Raw genomic sequence first — 22776 nt, forward strand, 5'->3', positions numbered from 1 at the left:
GAATAAACAAGGAAAACTGCGAAAGTGTTATTCAGAACGGAGCTGACAGCCTGGTCGCAATTTCTGCAGTTGTGTGCAGTGACGATGTAAAAAGAGAAACTAAGTACTTCATTGATATGATTCAGCGAATCAAAAAGCATGAGAAGGAATGAGAAGGAATGAGAAGGATTTATTCTCCACTCCTCTCTATCTAATGTCAAGCTTTCTAAAAAACGCATCTGAAATTCTTCTAATCACAGGCACAAAGAAACGAAAGTAATTGGAAGAACTTTCATGCCAAACACGCATTTTAATAGACTATTTGTTTTTTGAATAGATCCCCTTTCCAGGGTTCATCAAGAATATTGACATTAACCTTTTCTATCCCGCCAGCATTCAAGACTTTTCGCCGGATCTGGTCCTTGAGGTACTCAATCATAGGGCAGGCGCTTGTTGTCAATACAAGGTTTATATCTACATTTGACCCTTCGATTATTACTTCCTTTACCAGGCCCAGTTTGACAATATCCATCCCTACTTCAGGGTCGACTATTTCTTTTAGGAGGGAATAAATTTGCTCATCTTTAAGTACTGTTACTTGTGGAGTTTTTCCGTGTCCGGAAACTAACTCTTCATGCGCCTTAAATTGCTCTTCCAACTTGCTCAACCGGTCAAGCATCTGGCTTATCACTAGAAGTGCTGGATCCGGTAACTTATTATGATCTAGTGGTCCTGTATATACGGATGTTTCTGGCCCTGTAATCCGCGCAGGGACCCCAACTGCAGTAGCTCCTGGTGGAACTGTCCGGATCACAACTGAGCCGGAGCCAATTTTAGCACCTTTTCCAACAGTGATTGGCCCAAGTACAGATGCTCCTGAACCAATAACCACGTCATTTTCAATAGTAGGATGACGTTTTATCTTTTCCAGAGCTGTCCCGCCTAATACAACTCCCATATATATCAAAACGTCATCGCCTACCTCAGCCGTTTCTCCGATCACCACTCCGGACCCGTGGTCTATGAAAACTCTCCTTCCAAGCTTTGCTCCTGGATGGATTTCAATACCTGTAAACATCCTGGAAATGTGAGAGAGCAGACGGGCCAGAAAGTAAAAGTGTCTTTCCCAGAGCGAATGAGATATCCGATGTATCCAGACGGCGTGCAGTCCAGGATAGCAGCAGATTACCTCAAGAGTAGACCTTGCTGCGGGGTCTTTTTTAAAAACGGTCCTGATATCTTCCCTGATTACCATTCGAAATCTTCCGGTATTAATTGTCAAATCAATCGGTCAGCCAGTCTCAGACGAATCAGTCAAACTGTTGCTGATAAATTGGTCAAAAGTTGCTGACAATCAGTCAAAGAGGTCGGTGCTCAGATAACGCTCTCCCGTATCCGGTAAAATTACAATAATGGTTTTCCCGCTCATTTCTTCCCTGGCTGCTACCTGAAGTGCAGCATAGGTAGCAGCGCCTGAGGATATGCCTGCAAGGATGCCTTCTTCCTTTGCCAGGCGTCGGGATGTTGCAGCGGCATTGTCTCCGGTTACTTTGATCACTTCATCAATAAGGTCAAGCTGAAGTACATCAGGAACGAAACCTGCACCTATACCCTGAATTTTATGTGGTCCAGGGCTTCCGCCGCTGAGCACGGGAGATTCTGCAGGCTCGACTGCAATTGCCTTAAAAGCAGGTTTCCGTTTTTTAATTACGCTGGCAATGCCTGTGATAGTTCCACCTGTTCCAACGCCTGCTACAATAGCATCTGCTTTGCCGTCCGTATCTCTCCATATCTCTTGAGCTGTTGTCTGCTGGTGGATTTCAGGGTTTGCAGGGTTCTGAAATTGCTGGGCTATAAAGTAAAGTGCAGGGTCGTCGGCAGCCATCTGCTCGGCTTTATTGACTGCTCCTTTCATTCCTTCCGTCCCGGGGGTCAGAATAAGTTCTGCTCCCAGGGCTTTCAGTAATTTCCTTCTTTCTACTGTCATTGTTTCAGGCATGACCAGTATGAGCTTATAGCCACGGGCAGCGCAGACGCAGGCGAGTCCTATGCCGGTATTGCCGCTGGTTGCTTCAACAATAGTGGTACCCTTTTTGATTTTACCTGCAAGTTCGGCTTCTTCAACCATTGACAAACCTATTCTGTCCTTCACACTTCCCATAGGATTAAAGGACTCGACTTTAGCTAACACATCCGCATGCAAACCTTCTGTTATGCGGTTTAACCTGACAAGAGGAGTATTACCAATTGTCCAGGTTATATCGGAATATATTCGTCCCATATTATCTATTGTCTCCTTACCTGCGTCTGCCGCGTGCTTGTTTCGTTCAGATTCAGTATGGTTTTAATTCGTTTATTATGTTAGAAGCTGTCAACCATGCAATTATTTTCACTCGAGCCTTTTTCAGACCTCGTCATAGTTTCTCAAATTACGCTTTAATCCACCTGAAACTCTGAATTTTTGAGCTACAAGTACTGCTGCAACATACAGGTAATTTGCAGGAAATTCACAATTGTGAATTAACCTTATGTTAAATATAGTTATCGAGAAATTTCGTTATCGAATCTCGAGAAATTTCGTTATCGAATCTCGAGAAATTTCGTTATTGAATCTCGAGAAATTTCGTTATTGAATCTCGAGAAATTTCGTTATTGAAAAAACATGCTTGAAAACTGAATAAGATCTTACGACAGGTGTAGAAAAACAGTAGAAGACTCGATAAAAGCCGGTTTTATGTTTCAGCTTTTTCTTGATTTTCCGCTTCATCTTCCTTATTATCACCAGCTTGTTTTTCCGACCCGCAACCACTATTGCACTTATTTTCAATTCCTCTGGCACTTACACAGATATCACAAACCCTTATTACAAAGTCAGAGACATTGTCATCGATCAAATCCTGAGCAAGTTTTTCAATCAATTCTTTCGTCTCGCCCTGGAACTCAATCCTGTAGCCTCTTTTTCCCGAAATGTACTGGGAAACTGCCGACGGGGCAATCCCCAGCAACTTTGCMGACGCTGCCTGTGACTGTCCTTTTTTTACAAGTTCGATTGCAAGACTGGCCCTTATTGCGGGAACCAGATCCCACACAATTTTCTGACATGGAGTTTCCACAGTTATCATCACTTTTTGAGATTTTACAATTGAAAATGAATATATCGTATATGCATATAAATTATGGTCATTCAGAAAAATAGTAATGAGTACCGCATGGGCAACAGGAGAAAGAAAAATTTTGAGGAACCTGCTTGATTTTTAACAATTTTCCTAACTCTATGTAAATTATTGAGGTTTTCTCCTGCATATCTCTAAGTTTTCCCGCAGAATTCTACGATAAAACTTAAATAGTCTTGATGCTATGGATATTCACAATTGTGAAGGTGTGCGTGTGACCATTGAAAACAAGACCATTTACATGGACAACTCTGCTACAACTCCTGTAAGGAGAGAAGTTGTCGAAGAGATGCTTCCCTACCTGACCGAGAATTTTGGAAACCCGTCTTCTATCTATGAGATCGGAAAAATCTCAAAACATGCAATAGACAAAGCAAGAACAAAGGTTGCCAATGCTCTCGGAGCTGAAGAAAACGAGATATATTTCACATCCGGAGGCACGGAATCCGATAACTGGGCAATTAAGGGTATAGCCTTTGCAAACCGGAATAAAGGAAAACACATAATCACTTCTTCTATCGAACACCACGCAGTTCTGCATACCTGCGCCTGGCTAGAAGGGCAGGGCTTTGAGGTAACATACTTGCCTGTTGACAAATATGGAATGGTATCCCCTGAGGAGTTGAAGAAGGCAATTCGAGACGATACTATCCTTATTTCCATAATGCTTGCAAACAACGAAATAGGCACAATCCAGCCTGTAGAGGAAATCGGAAAAATTGCGAAAGAGAACCGGATTTATTTCCATACGGACGCTGTGCAGGCAATAGGCCATGTTCCTATCGATGTTAAAAAAATGAATATCGACCTTCTCTCACTTTCAGGACATAAGTTTGAAGGCCCAAAGGGCTGTGGAGCTATTTACATTCGAAAAGGGACAAAAATAGATATCCTTCTGCACGGCGGGGCTCAGGAAAGAAAGCGCAGGGCCGGAACCGAGAATGTCCCTTCCATTGTGGGGCTTGGAAAAGCTATAGAGCTTGCAACAGCCGAAATTGAGGAATCCAATAACACTCTATTGGAGCTGAGAGAACGCCTTATAAAAGGACTTCTGAAAATTCCGAAAACCCATCTCAATGGGCATCCTACACAGAGACTTGCAAATAATGTAAATGTCACATTTGAATACATAGAGGGAGAATCGCTTCTGCTGCTACTGAACGCAAAAGGAATTTTCGCATCTACCGGAAGCGCATGTAATTCTTCTTCTCTCGAGCCTTCTCACGTGCTTACAGCTTGCGGAGTCCCACATGAAATCGTTCACGGTTCACTAAGACTTAGCCTCGGAAGGATGAATTCCGAAAAAGATGTGGATAGGGTACTTGAGACTGTGCCTGATATCGTACAGAAACTGAGAAATATGTCTCCTCTGACCCCTAAAGAGTACAGGACTATTTGAGGGACAACTGTTTACGATATTGAATAAACTGAAGTCGTTTTTAAAAGTTTTGAATATTTTTGAGTAACCTAAAACTAAGAGCCTGTAATTGAAAAGTAACACTGGAGGACAACTCATGGACTACAGCCTTAAAGTAATGGATCATTTTTCAAACCCGAGAAACATGGGAAGCATCGAGAACAGTGACGGCGTAGGAGAGGTCGGAAACGCGAAGTGTGGAGATATAATGAAAATCTACCTCAAGGTAGAGAATGATCGGATTACGGATGTAAAATTCCAGACCTTCGGGTGCGGAGCTGCAATTGCATCAAGCAGTATGGCAACTGAAATGATTAAGGGAAAAACCCTGGAAGAAGCCTGGAAACTTTCAAATAAAGCCGTTGCAGAAGCCCTTGATGGCCTTCCTCCGATTAAAATGCACTGTTCAATGCTTGCAGAAGAAGCGATCCATGAGGCAATTAATGATTATCTAAAGAAAAAAGGGCTTGAGCCATGGGATGAATAATCCCGGCTCTTATGGCCAATCCTGGAAACTATAGTACATTGAAATCCCGGAGCACCTAAATGGAGAAATATACAGCAGAAAAATATACCAGGCAGATAATGCTTTTTGGGGAAGAAGGTCAGGAAAAGTTAAGGAAAGCAACAGTGTTTGTTATCGGAGCAGGAGGGCTTGGATCTCCGATCTCCACTTACCTTGCAGTTGCGGGTGTTGGAAAAATAATACTTGCAGACTTTGATTCGGTAGAACTCAGCAACCTTAACAGGCAATTTCTCCATCATGAAAAGGATGTAGGAAGAGAAAAGACCACATCCGCAGAGGAAAAGCTCCTTTCCCTGAATCCGGAAATAAAAGTCGAGACTATCAAGGAAAAAATCACGGCTGAGAATGCAGGCTCAATAGTTCCTCCATGTGATATTATAATAGACGCTCTTGATAATTTTGATACAAGGCATGTGCTGAACAGGCTTGCAGTGGAACGGAATATACCCCTGGTTCATGGAGCAGTCTCAGGCTACAGAGGTCAGGCAACAACAGTAATTCCGGGAAAGACACCATGCCTTTGCTGTATATTTCCAACCTCTTTTAAAAAAGAAGTATTTCCGGTACTTGGAACTACTCCGGGAGTAATAGGAACTATTCAGGCTAATGAAGCGATTAAGTATCTGACAGGGCAGGGAGAGCTGCTGGAAAATCGCCTTTTGTTATGGGACGGGCTTTCATGCTCTTTCAGTGAACTGAAGATTAATAGATCAGAAAATTGCCCGGTCTGTGGAGTTAATAAAAGAAAATGAAATTATTCCTGAATTAATCTTTCATCTTTCTTCATTTACTCCTTAATTCATCATTTATCTTCTTCATTTACTCCTTAATTCATCATTTATCCTTTATTAACTTTTTAAATTCATCATTGTCCCTTTATTCAGTGCTTAAATTTTACATTATCCTTTCATTGATTACTCCCTAAAATATAAGGAACACTCCCTGCAATATAAGGAATAGATCGTTATGGAAAACGAGTTAATTATAGAAGAGATAAAAAAACTTAAAGTCGAAAGGAATGCAGTTATCCTTTCCCACTTTTACACTCGCGGCGAAGTTCAGGAAGTGGCGGACTTTATAGGGGATTCGCTTTCCCTTTGCAAAGCTGCAGTTAGTTCAAAAGCGGATGTTATAGTTTTTGCAGGCGTTCACTTTATGGCAGAATCTGCAGCAATAATTTCTCCTCAGAAGACAGTCCTCTTACCCGTACCCGATGCAGGTTGCCCTATGGCTGATATGGTTACTGCTGAGTCTCTGAGGGCTGCAAAAGAAAAACATCCCGAGGCTGCAGTCGTGTGCTATGTAAACAGTTCGGCAGCCGTAAAAGCTGAATCCGATATATGCTGTACGTCTGCAAATGCAATAAATGTGGTAAATTCAATTGAGGAACGGGAGATTATATTTATTCCGGACAAAAACCTGGGAGCTTTCGTATCCCTTCATACTGATAAAAAGATACATCTCTGGCCAGGATTCTGTCATGTTCATGACAATATCAGTGAGGAAAATCTAGAAGAATTGAAAAAACTTCATCCTGATGCTGAGTTTCTTGCACATCCAGAATGCAGGCCTGAAGTCCTGAAATTTGCAGACCGGGTTCTCAGTACCTCAGGAATTGTGAATGAGGTTGAAAGTTCAGGTTCCACGGAATTCATAATCGGAACCGAAAGGGAAATTGTTAGAAACCTGAAAAGGAGATACCCGGGTAAGAAGTTCTATCCTGCTTCAGAGAAGGCTTTTTGCTACAATATGAAGAAAATAACCCTTGAGGCTATCCTGAACAGCTTGCAGAATATGGAATATGAAATCCATGTCCCGGAAAATATAAGGGTCAAAGCCAAAAGAACCCTGGACAGGATGCTTGAGATTAACAGATCCTGAAATTTAAATGGCAGGGGAAAAAATCAAGGGCTTCAGACTTTTTTTCCTTAACTTTTCACGGAAATTTTTTAACAAAAAAATTTTCCGGGACTTTCAAATTCCCACATGTTTTATTATTACAAATAATTATTTATACTATAATTTATTATTATAGGTAATTGTCTGTATTAACATCTATTACTTAATAGGTAGTTATTTATATTAGGTTCACGATTGTGAACAAACAATCACAATTGTGAACAAATGTAAGAAGATTGTGAATACATACAAAAAGAGATAAGCGTCAGGATGGCAGAGTGGTGATGCTTCCGGCTGCAACCCGGAATTATGTGAGTTCGATTCCCACTCCTGATTTATCCAAAAGGTAAAAAGAAGTTTAATAAAGTTGGTTAAAGTCGAATAAAGACGACTAAAAAGATGCTGAGAAATAGCCTGGCGGGGTAGCAAAGAAATTTGGGCTGGAGATGAAATAGAATGACGGATGAAAACAGAAATCGGAACGAAAAAGAAGGCAAGGAAAATCGGGAAAGTCAGACAACAGCAAATCAGGGAAAAAAGAAGGTTGAAAGCCTTGGAGTTTCTACCCTTGCTGTGCATGCAGGTGCAAAACCTGATCCGGCTACAGGAGCAAGGTCAGTTCCGATTTATCAGACTGCAGCATATGTATTTAAGGACGCTGATGAAGCTGCTGACCTTTTCGGGCTCAGGAAAGAAGGTAATATTTATACCCGCCTTATGAACCCCACAACCGATGTCTTTGAAAAAAGAATCGCTGCTCTTGAAGGAGGTATAGGTGCCCTTGCAGTAGCCTCAGGAATGGCTGCAATCACAACTGCGCTTCTCACTTTTACAAAACCGGGAGACGAGATCGTTTCAGGGGATAAGCTTTACGGAGGGACCTATGAGCTTTTTAATTATACTTTCCCCAGGCTAGGAAGGACTGTAAAATTTGTAGACGTGGATAAGCCTGAAGAATTCAAAAATGCAATCTCAGAAAAAACAAAAGCCTTTTATGTGGAATCGATAGGAAACCCCGGGCTTAACATTCCTGATTTAGAAAAACTCGCAGAGATTGCTCATGCCGCAGGAATTCCCCTTGTTTTGGATAATACGGTTTCTCCTCTAATCTTAAGGCCAATTGAACATGGAGTTGATATTGTTGTGTACTCGGCGACCAAATTCATTGGCGGCCACGGGACTTCCATAGGAGGAGTAATTGTTGACTCCGGAAACTTTGACTGGGATCCTGAAAAATTCCCTGAAATCTGCGAGCCTGATCCCGGATACCACGGCTTGAAGTATAAGGAAGCCTTTGGAAAGGCCGCTTTCATTGCAAAAGCCAGAGTGCAGTTTATAAGGGATACCGGAGCGTGCATTTCTCCTTTTAACTCTTTCCTGTTCACACTTGGACTTGAGACTCTCCCCCTTAGAATGAAAAAACACTGTGATAACGCCCTGGAGATTGCAAGATTTCTGGAAAATCATCCAAAGGTTTCCTGGGTTTCGTATCCTGGGCTTGAATCCCACTGCAGCTATGAGCTTGCGAAGAAATATCTTAAATCAGGGTACGGTGCACTAATAGGATTTGGAATCAAAGGTGGAGAGAAGGAATGCAAAAAGTTTATTGAAGGGCTTGAGATCTTTTCCCACCTTGCAAATATCGGGGATGCAAAAAGCCTTGTAATCCATCCGGCTTCAACCACCCATGAACAGCTATCAAAGGAAGAGCAGGCAGACTGTGGAGTAACTGAGGACTTTATCAGGCTGTCTATAGGGATTGAAGATGCAAAGGACCTGATTTCTGATATCGAGCAGGCACTTTCCGAGGTATGAGTATGGAAATCTCAACCCAGGGTTCTTCTTTTAAAAACTTTTTTTCGGGAAGAAAAGGCCAGAATCTTGGGATAGTCCGTTCAATGAACTATGAAATTCCTGGAATTTTCAGGCTCGAAAGCGGAAAGACTCTATCCCATGTCAGAATAGAGTATGAGATGTATGGGAAGATGAACACGGATAAGAGTAACGTTATCCTGGTCTGTCATGCCCTTACAGGCGATGCCCATGCTGCCGGATTTCACGCAGACGACAAAAAGCCAGGCTGGTGGAACATTGTAATTGGCCCGAATAAGGCTTTTGACACGGAAAAATACTGCATTGTCTGTTCAAACATAATAGGAGGCTGTAAAGGTTCTACAGGTCCTTCTTCTATCAACCCTGAAACCGGAAAACCCTATGGTATTTCATTTCCTGTAATTACTATTGCGGATATGGTAAATGCCCAGAAGAAGCTTGTCGAGTACCTGGGAATAAAACAGCTTTTTGCAGTTGCAGGCGGCTCAATGGGTGGAATGCAGGTTCTTCAATGGACGGTTAGTTATCCTGAAATGATTAAAAAAGCAATTGCAATCGCAACAACTGCATCTTCAACCCCACAGCAAATTGCATTTGGGGCAATTGGAAGAAAAGCAATAACTGATGACCCGAAATGGAATAAGGGAAACTACTATGGGAAGGAAATCCCCGCACAGGGCCTGTCACTTGCCCGCATGATAGGCCATATCACATACTTAAGCGATGCTTCAATGCAAAAGAAGTTCGGAAGGGACCCGCAGACTGAAACAGGTCTGACCACATCTAAAACCGTCTCAGAAACATCTTCAGAAATCTTTCCTGATAGCGCGTCGTATTTTCAGGTCGAAAGCTACCTGAATCACCAGGGAAGTACCTTTACGAAGCGTTTTGATGCTAATTCCTATCTTTATATCACAAAAGCCGTGGATTTTTTTGACCTTTCAAAGAACGGCTCTCTTATCGAGGGTCTTTCCGGAATTACTGCAAAATACCTTGTGATTTCCATAACTTCAGACTGGCTCTATCCCCCTTACCAATCTCAGGAAATCGTATCTGCGCTTACTGCAAACGGGATTGATGCCAAATACGAGGAAGTCAGGTCCCAGTACGGCCATGATGCCTTTTTGCTTGAAGAAGGACAGCTCAATTACATTATAAGGAGCTTTCTCTCACAGGTTCTTGTAAGCGATATCATGTACCAGAACTTCTATTCGGTTTCCAGAAACGAAACAATAGAGAACGCTTCAACCCTTATGGTAAAGAAAAAAGTAAACCATCTGCCTGTCGTATCCGAAGACGGAAAGCTTGAAGGTATAGTCACTTCCTGGGACATTACAAAAGCCGTAGCCTGCAAAATCACCGAACTGGATGAGATAATTACCCGCGACGTGAAATACGTATTCTCAGGCGATAAAATTGAGACTGCATCCTCAATAATGGAAGATTACTTGATTTCCGCGCTTCCTGTGATCGATTCTGAAAACAGAGTTATAGGCATGGTTACGAGTGAAAGCATAAGCGCGCTTATAGGAAGGTTTGGTTAATTTTGGGCGCTTTTTTAGTTTTTGATTGGAAATGTCTTTTACTTTATCCAGAACCATACAGGAATTTTGCCCTCATTAAGGGCGAAAATCAGTAAAAGGGAGCTGTAAGAGAGGGGAAATAGTAGTGAGCTGAGAGCAGGATAAATAGACCAGATGCTGGTACTGTGATATTATCATCTATATTCTCGACTCTTTCTATAAGTGTGCATACTATTCCTGCAAAGATCCCTGCAAATCCCATTTTTGCACCAATAATTATGCAAAGCACTAGCATCCCTGCAGAGCCTTCCCAGGCTTTTGTCCTTTTATTATACTTAAGGTTCCTTATTATGCCCGTAATCCCGTCTCCATATGCCATGAAAAGTACCGGAACCACTCCAAGCCAGAAACTCCTGTCAATATACCAGGTAAAAAACACTATTAATCCCCAGCTTAATGTAAAATCCACATCATAGAGATTTTCGGGGTCCTGGAACCAGTACATTCTCCTGTTGAGTTTATGTGGCAGGTAGGTTATAAGAGCAAGCCCAAAAGCAGTAGCTGCCGGTAAAATTGGCTCATGAGCGACAAAGGGGAGCAGCATTGCTGTCAATCCGCCAGCCAGGAAGTGAATTACTTTTCTTGAAAAATATATTGAAGAGTTAATCGACCTGCCCTTTTTCAGAGAAGTTTGATATACCTTTTTTGAGAGAAACAGGATCACAAACAAATTCCAGACTGCAATTACCGTAAAGGCGGGCAGATCTGCCAGTATAGATTCCAGTGAAATTTGAAACACAGCCTCCATGAGACATTCCACATCTCTTAAATATAAGACTTTTTTGAATTTATTTCGGTTTCTGTTGAAGAAAATTTTTAGTAAAATATCTTTAATTGTAAAACCTGGTTACAGAAGCCTTTCTAAAAATAAAATTTTCCCATTTTTATTTTTCTAACTTTTTTTAAATAAAAATAGAAATGTCTATATATTTTATAACCTACCTACCTGTCAATGGAGGACCTATATGAGATTTAACAAGCAGATCTTTACAATACTTATTCTATCTCTTTCACTGGCCCTTTTAGGGAGCGGATGTGTCTCTGAAGGTGAAGGAGCAGAGAGCAATGTCACACAGGAAATAACCGATAGCGGGTTTTCTAATATCAGGGAAAATCCGGTAACACCATGGAATTCTGTACCTACATCACCTGTTATTGATCCCACAGCCTGTATTGATCCCCAGGCTTCAGTCATCGGAGCCGTGGAAATCGGTGCCAGTGTTATGGTTTCCCCAATGGCATCTATTCGGAGTGACGAAGGAATGCCGATTTTCGTAGGAAACGGTAGCAATGTCCAGGATGGAGTTGTACTTCATGGCCTTGAGACAATCAATGAAGAAGGCAAGCCTGTAGAAAAGAACCTTGTTGAGGTTGATGGTAAGAAATACTCAGTCTATATAGGAGAAAATGTTTCACTTGCCCACCAATCTCAGGTTCATGGCCCGGCTTCTGTAGGCAACGATACTTTCATCGGTATGCAGGCTTTCGTTTTTAAGTCAAAAATAGGAAACAACTGTGTACTTGAGCCTACAGCAGCAGCAATTGGTGTAACTGTTCCTGACGGAAGGTATATTCCAGCAGGCACAGTTGTTACTTCGCAGGACGAAGCGGACAAGCTGCCGGAAATTACTGACGATTATGCATACAAACATACTAATGAAGCCGTAGTGTATGTAAATGTCAATCTGGCTGAGGGATACAATAAAGCCTCATAACCAGGAACGGCTTGCACAGTAAATAATTAATTTAAATAAAAATAAGTCAATTGATTAAAATCAAAAAGTTTATTTAATTTTAAGTTCTGCCTGGGATTTTAACATTTATCTTCCCCAGGTAAAACTTATATTTTGCTTTTAGATTTCATCCCTATACGGCAAAAATAGAATTGATTTTCTAATTATCCAAATATCTTCTTTTTTAATATATATTTATAATTTATAAGTTAGCATTAATAAATACAAATAAACGAATATTTCAATAAATTAGTAATTAATTATTTATATTCATAACACTAACTTTTTTGAGTTAACGGTGATAATTTATGAGAATCGCATACAGGTACTTTTCTTTATTCTTAACATTCGTACTTCTTACGTTACCTGCAGTAGCAGAACCGAGTTCCATATCCGACTATGGTAATTTTACGGAAGAATCTGGATGGAGTATAGCCCAGAATGATTCACTGAACGATTTTTATTCAGATTCGAACCTAACTTATATCCCAACCGGAGAAGTCGAAGGTTATGAAGAAGAAACTTATGCTGACAGCCCTGTAGAAAATATTACTTTTCTTACTGACAGCCCCGAATCAGAATTGTTTCCGGTATGGACTGTCGATGGAAATTATATCCTGTATACGGTTCACAGAGACGGATCCGATAATTTGGAATCGTATAAAATGAAAGCAAACGGAAGTGAAATAGAGCGAACAGGCATTGGAGAGGGAAATCTTACTTGCTTTAGTGATATAAATCCCAATGGAACAGAACTGATTTTAACAAAATCAAATGGTTCCCAAACAGGCCTCTACCTTGTGAACCTGAAAAATGAAACCGTAACTCCTGTTGCAGATGACCCTGACAAATCAGAAGGCTGGGGCGCATGGTGCCGCCTCGGAAAAAAAATCGTATACACCCAGAAGTTAGGAGATGATCCGTCCCAGCTCTGGATAGTTAATCGGGATGGAAGCGATAAGACCAGGCTCGGTACTTCAGAAAATGTCGGAATGGGGAAAGACTGGTGTCCTCTTGGCCTGAAAATAATATACAGTGCTAATGATTCAAAAGAGGAACCCGACCTATGGACAATAGAATGGCATGGTACAAACCAGACTCAGCTTACCAATACTTCATACGGGGAATGGGACCCCTCTTACAGTCCTGATGGAAAAAGAATAGTATACATATCCGATGAAGGAGGAAAGCCTGAAATCTGGCTTCGTGATACTAACGGAAGCTATAAGATAAAGCTTACAGACAATATCGGAGTAATCGACTCGAACCCCAGATGGAGCCCTGACGGCTCAAAAATAGTTTTTACGGTGCATAAGATGCAGAATACTTTGGAAAACTCTACAGTAAATGGTTCGAGTTCTGTTTTACTGAATAGTTATAACAGTTCTATGATTACAAATAACTCTACAATGACAAATAATTCTACATCAGAAGATAATTCTACATCAGAAGATAATTCTACATCAGAAGATAATTCTACATCAGAAGATAATTCTACATCAGAAGATAATTCTACATCAGAAGGTAATTCTACAACAACGGATAACTCAGTAATAAATAATTATGTAACAGTTTATAATTCCATGATAAACATTTCAGATTCTATGTCCGAAAACAGTTTTAATAATTCTACAATTAGTGGCTCAGATATTGCTGTTATAGAACTTGAACCTGCATTAAACATTTTAGACTCTACATCAGGAAATGGTTTAAATAATTCTACAATTAGTGGCTAAGATACCGCAGTTATAAATCCTGGATCTACATCTTCGGCCTCTCCACTGTAAGATTAGGAAAATTAATATTATATGGTATGAATGCAGAAAAACATTCATAGATAACGAAAACGAATCTAGTTGACGGCTGTATCCCACGTCTAAGGAGCGTGGGATTTTAGCCTTTGACTCTTAAATCATTCATTCAGCTTAAATCATTCATCCAGCCCTTTTCTTCCAAAAATGTAATTTGCAACCCTTATAGCATCTCTTTCTCCGGTTTCCTTTTCCGGAGAATCGCTCAGTTTTACAACAGGAATACCGTCAATGCTGTGCAGCTTTATGACCATATTAAGAGGAGGGCTTTCTCGGAAGAAATCGGAGTTATTGGTAAGGCTTGTGCCTATGCCGAAACTGCAGTTGATTTTTCCTTCGCAGTATTTTTTGAGCTGGATTGCAGTATCTGCGTTGAGGGCATCACTGAAAACGAGTAATTTTTTCATGGGATCTATACCCATTTTCCGATAGTGCTCTATCACAGCATCCACAAAGTCGTAAGGGTCTCCGCTGTCGTGCCTGAACCCGTCGTAAATTTTTGACAACCTCAGGTCCATATCCTTGAAAAAGGCTTTTGAGCCGAAAGTGTCCGTAAGGGCAATTCCCAGGTCTCCATTATAAACATCTATCCAGTTTTCAAAAGCAAAACGGTTTGCATACCTTAACCCTACAAGTGCCGAGGTACCCATAATCCATTCGTGCCCGACTGTCCCAATAGGTTTCATGCCGTATTTTTTTGCAAAATACACATTGCTTGTTCCTGTAAGGGTTTTTATCCCGGCCAGGGCTTTCATCACATGGTCGTGGAGTTCGGAACTTCTTCGCCTGCGGGTTCCAAACTCCGAAAAAAGGCAGTTGTTTTCCTCAAGGGCTTTTCCCATCTCAAGAATCTTATTTTCATAGGCAGCCAGTACGGATTCGGAAGTACAGCCCTTATGGGATTCTCCATTCCACTCTTTTTCAATGGTTGTGAAGTAGAGTTCCGAAACCGTAGCCATGAGGACAATTTCCCAGAGAATCGTGCTGTGCCAGGGCCCTTTTATCCGTATGTCCAGATCTTTTTCTTCGGTAAGGCAGACTTTTACCTCATCTGGCTTGAAGCGGAAATTCTTAAGATATTCAAGGTACATAGGTTTCAGGTAAGGGCAGTTCTCTGAAAGCCAGTTGTATTCTTCTTCTGTTAGTGCTAATTTCGAGATCTCTTCGCGTATAGTCCTTTCCAGTTCTTCTACAAACTCCGTAGTAAAGCGCTGGGAACCCCGGTTGGTAAACCGGTATTCAGCCTCAGCTTTAGGAAAAAGTTCAAGCACGGCAAGTTGCATGGTGAATTTATAAAGGTCGTTATCAAGTATGGATTGTATCACAGAAGGTCTTCCTGTAGCGTTTTAAATGCTTATAAAGCAAATATTTTTTATTTAATCACACCTTTTGCTCCAGATATATAGCAGTTTTATTTTTAAAATTTCTGACACACATGTATAACTCCTGAAGACAAAGTCAGGTTTTCTTTATTACTATATCAAAAAACAAAGGTTAACAAAACTCAATTTTCAAAAACTTCATATGTTCCCGCCTAAAAGTTTAGCTTTTACATACTTTTTGGAAAAATCGCACTGATCATGTGAAAAAGTATTTGAAAAATTTTTTGATTTTACTTTATGCTGAAGATATAGTAAAACAAAAGTAATCTGGACCACAATTTTGTATCTTGCTCACATCTGCTATTCTTTGTATTTGTATAGATAAACGCTGTTGTATACAGCTATGTACACGTTTAATAATTTACTTCTTGGTTAAATGGATAATTAGATGAATATGAACTTAAAGGGTATTCATTTTAGTTACATATTTTCAAGTTGAAGATTCAAAGGTATTCTTTGTAAAAACTAGTAAAGTTTCAAAAAAGATCTGAATGTTTCAAAAAAGAGTTAAATACATTTAAAATTAATTTTTAAAACTTTTTATAAAATTTATTTATATTACATCGATATACTATTTGAGTAGCTTGTTATCGATATAGAAGCAGATGCAGTTAATACCTTTGGAATTAAATAACTTTATCATTTTGTTCTCCAATCCCTGGAAAACTTATGTTAGTACATGTAATCGGTTGTACTTGGAAAGATATTCTCTGTCAATATAATGTACATAGATTTCTACTTGAGTTCATACCAAAATTGGTTTTCTGAATCTCGAATTTTGAAAGATCAATCAGGTTTTGGTATGAGCTCCTTTGTGTTTATTCCTCTCCCATCTCTTTTCTAAATTCTATGTAATCTCTCTCGATTTCTTCAAGTTCGTATTCCATTTTATCCCCTCTTTTTGTGGTTCTTCATGCAATTTCTTATCCGTAAATCATTATTGAATCGAGCCTTGCAGTACCTACTTTTGTCCAGTATTTGCAAATGCTACAGTACTGGGTCTTGCCATCTGAGTGAAATTTCAAATTAGCGTGGCATTTTGGACATGTTTTTAGATGTTTCATGAATAAAACCCCTTAAATTTTGAAGAAGAATCAGTAATTCCTGGGAAATCCTTTATTGAGAAACGATATCCCATTCCTCAACTCTAGCATATAGTAATAGCATAAATTATATTAAATAAATGATATCAAAAATTATATTAAAGCAAAAAATTGCTTGACGCAAAAAATTTCAAACTCATTACAGCTCTTTTTTAAGTAGGACTCAAGCACTTGAGCCGAAAAACAGTAACATTAAGCCATTATATGTCTAAGTACAACTTTAAAATTTCACGTTTAATGATACTGAAATTCTTCGAAGATTTATTTTGAGCCATTTTCAGAACTTTTCTTGCAGTCTCAGCATCATGAACTGTTCAGACATTAACTGGAACCTGAAAAATCAAAGGGTTATGGCAGAAATACAGCGTCAATCAATTATCCTGGAAATAATATCTGAGCGGAATTATTATTTGAACAGTACAAAATATTATTGGAACCGTACAAAATATTATTGGAACAGTACTAACTATTATTGGAACAGTACAAAAGTATCAACCATAGAATATTTTTCCAGTATGAACAAGCCCTGCCAAACAAATAATTACCGGAAAAGCAATACATATTCCGGAGACTAATTTTGAAAGGGATTTGGGGAGATGGAAAGAGAAGTGAAGTTTGCAACAAAATGTGTACATGCCGCAGAAAAGCCGGATCCGGTTTTTGGGGCGCATACGACTCCGATATTCCAGACTTCAACGTTCATTTTTGAGAATGCCAGGCAGGGAGCAGCAAGGTTTGCAGGAGATGAATCCGGGTATGTATATGCCAGAATTCCTCCAAACACTCCCACACATGCGGTTCTCGCTGAAAAATTTGCTGCGCTTGAAGGTGGGGAAGCAGGGCAAACCTTTGCCTCGGGAATGGCAGCGATCACCGCAATTGCGTTAACTGCCCTGAAGCAAGGAGACCACCTTATTTCAACGGATGTAGTATACGGATGCACATACAGCCTCTTATCTCAGGTTTTGCCAGGGCTTGGAATAGAGGTCAGTTTCATCGATACCTCTAAAACCGAAAATGTAAGGAGAGCCTTTAAGCCCGAGACAAAAATGGTCTTTCTTGAGAGTCCTGCAAATCCTACTCTTACTGTATGCGATATTCCTGAAATAGCCAGGATAGCCAGGGAAAACGGGGCCCTCTGCGTTGTGGACAACACTTTTGCAACACCTTATTTCCAGAGGCCTCTTGAGCTTGGGGCGGACCTTTCTATGAGTAGCTGTACAAAATATATAGGCGGTCATGCAGATTTGCTTGGCGGAATCGTTGCAGGAAATAAGGATTTTATTAATAGAATGTCTGAAGTTGTCGGGTATACAGGAGGCATTATGGGTCCGCATGAAGCCTGGCTCTGCATAAGAGGGCTTAAAACCCTGCATATCCGGATGGAAAGGCACGCTGAAAACGCAATGAAGGTTGCGGAATTTCTTGAATCACGACCCGAGGTAGAGTGGGTCAGGTATCCAGGGCTTCCAGGTCATCCTCAGCATGAACTTGCACGCAAGCAAATGAGCGGATTCAGCGGGATGCTCTCTTTTGAGGTAAAAGGCGGAATTGAAGCCGGGCGGAAGCTCATGGACAATGTAAAACTCTGTTCTCTTGCGGTGAGCCTCGGAGCTACGGATACTCTTATCCAGCACCCTGCATCGATGACTCATGCATGTGTCCCTCATGAAGTAAGAAAGAGTGTAGGCATAACTGACGGGCTTGTCAGGCTCTCGGTAGGGATTGAAGATTACGAAGACATAATTGAAGACCTCAAACAGGCCCTTGAAGCAATTTAAGCCTTTCAGGCATGAATGCTGTTACCTTTTCAATGGCCGAGCTGCTGTTACTTATTTCATGACCTAACCATTGTTACCTATTTTATTTTCGAAATCAGACAAGGTATATGTGCTGCAGAAATAATCATTCATTTGTGATTAAGTATTATTTGTGAAATTAGATACTCAAATTTGTGAAATTAGATACTCAAATTGTACCCGCAAAATCAATTTTGAAATGTCTGGAAAGTTAAATCCGGAGAATTAAGTCTGGAAAATTAAGTCTGGAAAATTAAGTCTGGAAAATTAAGTCTGGAAAATTTAAACGCAAGGCTAAAGCCGTAAAGCTAAAACCCGGGGGGAGTTCCATATGAAGGCACTCATATTCGGAGCCGATGGTTTTGAAGATCTTGAACTTTTCTACCCTTACCACCGCTTGAAAGAAGAGAGGATTACAACACATGTAGCTTCAATGAAGAAGGGGCCAATAAAAGGAAAGCATGGGTATGAGGTCAATGTAGACATTGCTTTTAAAGACATAAACCCTGCAGATTATGGTGTTCTTGTAATATCCGGAGGAAAAGGCCCCGAAAAAATGAGGCTTGACGAGAATGCACTTGAGATTACAAGACACTTTTTCAAAGAAAACAAGCCGGTTGCTGCAATTTGCCATGGCCCACAGGTTCTCGTCTCTGCAGGCGTCATAAAAGGCAGGAAAGCAACCTGCTGGCCAGGGATAAGAGATGATATCATAGCCGCAGGCGCACTTTACGAAGATAAAGAAGTTGTAATTGACGGGAACTTTGTATCCTCAAGAAGCCCTGATGATCTTCATGCTTTTGGAAGAGAAATGATCAAGCTGCTGAAGTAAACAGGAAACAGTTTTTGTTTCTTGCTTCTCCTTTAATCATTTATTTCTTTTATCTGTAGCTTTTTTAGCTCTGTTTTAGTTTTTCCTTTACGAATTTCTGCTTCTTCAGACCCGTTACTAATTGTCACTAATCAGTAGATGTTTTTCGTAATGAATGAAAATTTGAAGTCAGTGCCTCAAATTTGCTGTAAATTTGAAGTCAATTTTTTGCGTACAATAGAAAAAATTGATCTTCTGATACAGACTTTTCGACCCGGCAACTTCTTGAGATTTGTGATTTTACAGAATAAATGGCACACTGCCTTTGATCACAATTATCAAACTGTTTCTACAAATTACGGTTTCATATTCAATCAGGTTTATAGTGTCTATTACCAACCTTTTTTAAACTTCTTTGGAAGCTTCTGCTCCTTACTATTAGCTTTTCTTTCACGCGTTGACCTCTTATCTTTTTTTGTTTCAGATGCTTCAAGTTTCGGAGTATTTGAGCCTTTATTTTTTTCGGTTTTAGATGCTTCAAAAGAAGAAGGCTTATTATCTTCATCATCTTTTTTTATGAGATTTTTCATGTTATCTAACATTTTCTTAAAAGGATTTTTTCTTTTTTCGGGATTATTGTGTGGACTATCAGGATTATTATCAACCATAAATTATCAACCATAAAACTGCATATTTTATTATCTTATTATTGCACATTTTAGTATCTTATTACTGCACATTCTATTATCTTATTACTGCACATTTTATTATCTTATTACTGCATATTTTAGTATCTTATTACTACATATTTTATTATCTTATTACTGTTTATTTCTGTTAAGTAAAAAATCGTGACAAACTGCGTCCATTTCCACAATTCTTGCTAAATATTTTATTAAGTTATGGGTTGGAAAAGGGTGTCGATTTCATGTAAACAGGCCAAAATTGAAAGCTGGTTTCTAATGCAAAATCGATACTATCTGGCAAGAAAATTCATTAGCCGATGACCAATGTAATTTATTTATATACTTTAACTACATATGTAGTAGCGTGAAACAGTACAAAACTATTCGACTCTCAAAAAGTGTATTTTCAGACCTGAAAGCTTTGCAAAAAGACGGTGAATCAATTCCAGATACAGTCAGAAGACTGCATAATGATTATTCGGATTGTATTGAAGAAATTCAGTACAGATATTCGAGAGATATAATGAACGACGGGTCATTTACTCAATATATTTCTATCACTGCGAGTGCAAACAGTAGGTACGGTTCACAATATACTGAATATTTCATGAAAATAGGAGAAGAAATGAATGATATTGTTAGGCTCCCAAAAGATGTTCTTGATGAAATCAGATGGATGCCTCAACACCCAGATGAGATATTCAATACTACTATGTTTACTTTGATATCTATTGAAAAAGCTTTAATGGAATGGAATGAAAAAAGAAAAAAATAAACTGATATCCTTTTCTTTGAGCTCATCCCAAAACTAAAATTACTTTTCTCAATCCCATATTATAAACAACCAATCGAGTCTCTTATCGTAAAGAATGTTCTGAATTTCTTTTCAATTTCTGAATTAAATTGGTTTTGGAAGACTGTTTCAAAACTCAAACTATTACTACAATTGGATATTAGGTATAATTAACTTTAAACTCTTATAGGTATTTTCTCTGAAATTCAGGTACAATCCACTTTCTGCAGATGTCTGATAAATTTCACTATTTTTCTCGATATCGTTTATCTCTAAATCTTTCTCTGTTTACATGCGGATCTAATGCTTGACTTTCATACACTCATTATTATTTCAACAATTCTTTGAATTCCACATATATGCAGAATTACTGTCAATAAATCTGATGCATTCTCCGCAAATATTGCACTCCAACGTAACTGCGTATATCTAGCCATTTTAGAACATCCTGGAAGTTTTCGAGTTTTTTACTAAGTTTTCTTCCAGGATCTGTTGCAAACTCCTATATGCCGTGAATAACACACTGATGAAGAAACTCAACAAGTTCTGACCAAAATCGGGAAAAGTAAACCGGCATTGACACAAATTCGGTGTAAAAATTAAAAGGGGGTTGAAATGTAAAATACAGATAGGAAAAAGGAGATAAACAGGGGAAAAAGGAGATAAACAGGGAATAAGGAGATAAAGACAGGAAAAATGTCAGATCTAAAAAAGAGGTAAAACGAAAAAATAAAAAGTTTAATTTGCAAGGATAAGGGCTTCTCCCCGTGAGAAGTTAACTTCTCTAATTGAGCCTTCAACAGTCATTTGATCTCCTAAAATTCCAGTAAGCTGGATTGAGTTGCCTTCAACAAAGATCCTTGCTACGGAATCCATAATTCTCTCACGCTCATCTCCACGAAGCAAGAACACATTAAGTTCACACATTTTTTTCTTTCTCCTTATAATTCATTTTATATTTTTCAATTTTGTTGGTATAAATTCAGTATAATAATATATTCTATGCCGTGGTATTAGCACTTTACTACATGCGCTACTGCATGCATTAAATTGTTTTTATGCCATCCATAGCTATAGCTATTAGTGAGCCTGATAGATAAGAAGCTTCCGAAAACTTCTAAGAGGAAAACTCAGGGATAGGAAAACTCAGGGACAGTTCATCAGTTTTGCAATGGATAAGTTCTTTTCAAGTCCCAGGTCTTCGGCAACACACTCACATTTAGTCAGAAGCATGTACGCAATTGGCCCAAAATTGTGCTCGGATAAAGTTTCGTAATTGGCCATGCCCTTGCTGATAATAAGAGTCGCATCTTTCATTGCCTGAAGAAGTTCGGCTGGAGCTTCCTCAATAAGGACACCTACGGCATTTGAACCGGTTGTCAGGACTCTATCGACTTTAGTATCAATTTCGAACTCTTTGATCTCTTCTAAAGTCACGTCTGTCAGAATGGGTCCACCCCGGACTACGAGCGTGATCTTTCCACCGAGTTTCTTGATGATCTCAAAAACAAGCGTATCAAAGAGAATTTCTCCGCAATTGTCGGCAATGTAAACAACGTCCTGCATGAGCCCGAGCATTTTGGGAGTGTCATCCACATCAAGCCCGTGTTCGAAGTATTTCCGAAAAGCAGCCTCAAATTTGTCTTCACTGGCATCAAAACCCATAATTCCGAAATCAAAGTAATTCGCAACCACGGATGCCAGCACTGCTCGCCTGAAAAGTTCCCCGTTGTCTGGAGAGTTTTCGTAAATCTTTTCTTTTGCTACAGGCAGGACTTTCAGCGCAGCCTGGTCGATAAGTTTCTTTGTTACCGAATAAGGGTCATTGTCTCCCAGAACCTCGTAGCATTTTCTGTGAACTTTGGTGGCTACGGAAGCAGATACCACATCGGGACTGTAGTTTTTGGTCACAACTTCAAGGCATTCCTTGATGGTCTTGCTTATGAGGTCTTCATCGTCCGTAGAAAGTTTAGACTGAAAATGTACTCTTGAAAGCAGGCAATAGGTACAGCGTGGGTTCATCTTCATAGAAACATTTCCTGTTTTTTGATTCGAAAATAGGTTTTGCCAGATTGCTATAGATATTTGCGGCAAATATGATAAGAATTTATTCTTCTGATAGAGTAGATATTTAAAAATGTAACTGAAACTGAAGCATAGAAAAGTCTAAAAAAGTCTAGAAAAATCTAGTAAAGTCTAGAAAAATCTAGTAAAGTCTAGAAAAATCTAGTAAAGTCTAGAAAAATCT

Annotated in this window: 19 protein-coding genes and 2 pseudogenes; 12 read left to right on the forward strand and 9 right to left on the reverse strand. The window is 39.6% G+C overall.

Going from position 1 to position 22776, the window contains the following annotated elements:
- Window positions 1-152: pseudogene (locus FXW07_RS01855) on the forward strand (thiamine phosphate synthase); the annotation flags it as partial.
- Window positions 153-289: 137 nt separating this feature from the next.
- On the opposite strand, the gene cysE reads toward FXW07_RS01855, so the two are convergent.
- From cysE to FXW07_RS01870, 3 genes are all read right to left on the reverse strand, one after another.
- Window positions 290-1234, reverse strand: a complete 945-nt coding sequence (cysE, locus tag FXW07_RS01860) for a serine O-acetyltransferase (protein WP_229393503.1) — start codon at window positions 1232-1234, stop codon at window positions 290-292.
- A 99-nt stretch (window positions 1235-1333) separates the two neighbouring features.
- Window positions 1334-2260: a cysteine synthase A gene (cysK, locus tag FXW07_RS01865; RefSeq protein ID WP_229393504.1), complete on the reverse strand. Its 927-nt coding sequence runs from the start codon at window positions 2258-2260 to the stop codon at window positions 1334-1336.
- A gap of 451 nt (window positions 2261-2711) precedes the next feature.
- Window positions 2712-3101, reverse strand: coding sequence for a transcriptional regulator (locus FXW07_RS01870; protein ID WP_229393505.1), 390 nt, complete (start codon window positions 3099-3101; stop codon window positions 2712-2714).
- Window positions 3102-3336: 235 nt separating this feature from the next.
- Here FXW07_RS01870 and nifS point away from each other — a divergent pair, with 235 nt between their 5' ends.
- The 6 genes from nifS to FXW07_RS01900 all read left to right on the forward strand — a co-directional run bounded on the left by nifS (window position 3337) and on the right by FXW07_RS01900 (window position 10371).
- Window positions 3337-4551 (forward strand): cysteine desulfurase NifS, encoded by a 1215-nt coding sequence (nifS, locus tag FXW07_RS01875; RefSeq protein ID WP_276573341.1) that lies wholly within the window; start codon window positions 3337-3339, stop codon window positions 4549-4551.
- 115 nt (window positions 4552-4666) lie between these two features.
- Window positions 4667-5056 carry a Fe-S cluster assembly scaffold protein NifU gene (gene nifU, locus FXW07_RS01880; RefSeq protein ID WP_229393506.1) on the forward strand — a complete coding sequence of 130 codons (390 nt, stop codon included), beginning with the start codon at window positions 4667-4669 and terminating at the stop codon, window positions 5054-5056.
- Between the two features lie 59 nt (window positions 5057-5115).
- Window positions 5116-5847, forward strand: coding sequence for a HesA/MoeB/ThiF family protein (locus tag FXW07_RS01885; RefSeq protein WP_229393507.1), 732 nt, complete (start codon window positions 5116-5118; stop codon window positions 5845-5847).
- A 214-nt stretch (window positions 5848-6061) separates the two neighbouring features.
- Window positions 6062-6976 carry a quinolinate synthase NadA gene (gene nadA, locus FXW07_RS01890; protein WP_229393508.1) on the forward strand — a complete coding sequence of 305 codons (915 nt, stop codon included), beginning with the start codon at window positions 6062-6064 and terminating at the stop codon, window positions 6974-6976.
- A 474-nt stretch (window positions 6977-7450) separates the two neighbouring features.
- Window positions 7451-8809, forward strand: coding sequence for an O-acetylhomoserine aminocarboxypropyltransferase/cysteine synthase family protein (locus FXW07_RS01895; protein WP_229393509.1), 1359 nt, complete (start codon window positions 7451-7453; stop codon window positions 8807-8809).
- Between the two features lie 2 nt (window positions 8810-8811).
- Window positions 8812-10371 (forward strand): homoserine O-acetyltransferase, encoded by a 1560-nt coding sequence (locus FXW07_RS01900; protein WP_229393510.1) that lies wholly within the window; start codon window positions 8812-8814, stop codon window positions 10369-10371.
- A gap of 88 nt (window positions 10372-10459) precedes the next feature.
- On the opposite strand, the gene FXW07_RS01905 is transcribed toward FXW07_RS01900, so the two are convergent.
- Complete coding sequence (locus FXW07_RS01905; RefSeq protein WP_229393511.1) at window positions 10460-11158, reverse strand: dolichol kinase; 699 nt, start codon at window positions 11156-11158, stop codon at window positions 10460-10462.
- A gap of 217 nt (window positions 11159-11375) precedes the next feature.
- Between FXW07_RS01905 and FXW07_RS01910 the strand changes: the two genes are divergently transcribed.
- Window positions 11376-12125, forward strand: a complete 750-nt coding sequence (locus FXW07_RS01910; protein ID WP_229393512.1) for a carbonic anhydrase — start codon at window positions 11376-11378, stop codon at window positions 12123-12125.
- A 326-nt stretch (window positions 12126-12451) separates the two neighbouring features.
- Window positions 12452-13879, forward strand: coding sequence for a hypothetical protein (locus tag FXW07_RS01915; protein ID WP_229393513.1), 1428 nt, complete (start codon window positions 12452-12454; stop codon window positions 13877-13879).
- A gap of 194 nt (window positions 13880-14073) precedes the next feature.
- On the opposite strand, the gene pncB is transcribed toward FXW07_RS01915, so the two are convergent.
- The gene (pncB, locus tag FXW07_RS01920; RefSeq protein ID WP_229393514.1) at window positions 14074-15279 is read right to left on the reverse strand and encodes a nicotinate phosphoribosyltransferase; all 1206 of its coding nucleotides are present in this window, start codon (window positions 15277-15279) and stop codon (window positions 14074-14076) included.
- Window positions 15280-17035: 1756 nt separating this feature from the next.
- Between pncB and FXW07_RS01925 the strand changes: the two genes are divergently transcribed.
- Together FXW07_RS01925 and FXW07_RS01930 are read left to right on the forward strand one after the other, a co-directional pair.
- Entirely contained in the window at window positions 17036-18220 is a 1185-nt protein-coding gene (locus tag FXW07_RS01925) for an aminotransferase class I/II-fold pyridoxal phosphate-dependent enzyme (protein WP_229393515.1), read from the forward strand.
- Window positions 18221-18569: 349 nt separating this feature from the next.
- Window positions 18570-19070, forward strand: a complete 501-nt coding sequence (locus tag FXW07_RS01930) for a type 1 glutamine amidotransferase domain-containing protein (protein WP_229393516.1) — start codon at window positions 18570-18572, stop codon at window positions 19068-19070.
- 371 nt (window positions 19071-19441) lie between these two features.
- Here FXW07_RS01930 and FXW07_RS01935 read toward each other — a convergent pair whose 3' ends face one another.
- Window positions 19442-19717 (reverse strand): hypothetical protein, encoded by a 276-nt coding sequence (locus FXW07_RS01935; RefSeq protein WP_229393517.1) that lies wholly within the window; start codon window positions 19715-19717, stop codon window positions 19442-19444.
- A 382-nt stretch (window positions 19718-20099) separates the two neighbouring features.
- Here FXW07_RS01935 and FXW07_RS01940 point away from each other — a divergent pair, with 382 nt between their 5' ends.
- Window positions 20100-20510, forward strand: coding sequence for a hypothetical protein (locus FXW07_RS01940; RefSeq protein WP_229393518.1), 411 nt, complete (start codon window positions 20100-20102; stop codon window positions 20508-20510).
- Window positions 20511-20775: 265 nt separating this feature from the next.
- Here FXW07_RS01940 and FXW07_RS01945 read toward each other — a convergent pair.
- The 3 genes and pseudogenes from FXW07_RS01945 to FXW07_RS01955 all read right to left on the reverse strand — a co-directional run.
- A pseudogene (locus tag FXW07_RS01945) lies at window positions 20776-20968 on the reverse strand (IS4 family transposase); the annotation flags it as partial.
- A 298-nt stretch (window positions 20969-21266) separates the two neighbouring features.
- Entirely contained in the window at window positions 21267-21455 is a 189-nt protein-coding gene (locus FXW07_RS01950) for a CooT family nickel-binding protein (protein WP_048119793.1), read from the reverse strand.
- A gap of 219 nt (window positions 21456-21674) precedes the next feature.
- Window positions 21675-22556 carry a DUF89 domain-containing protein gene (locus FXW07_RS01955; protein ID WP_229393519.1) on the reverse strand — a complete coding sequence of 294 codons (882 nt, stop codon included), beginning with the start codon at window positions 22554-22556 and terminating at the stop codon, window positions 21675-21677.
- Window positions 22557-22776: the final 220 nt, after the last annotated feature.

This window comes from Methanosarcina sp. DH1, assembly GCF_020804205.1.
Taxonomy (GTDB): Archaea; Halobacteriota; Methanosarcinia; order Methanosarcinales; family Methanosarcinaceae; genus Methanosarcina; species Methanosarcina vacuolata.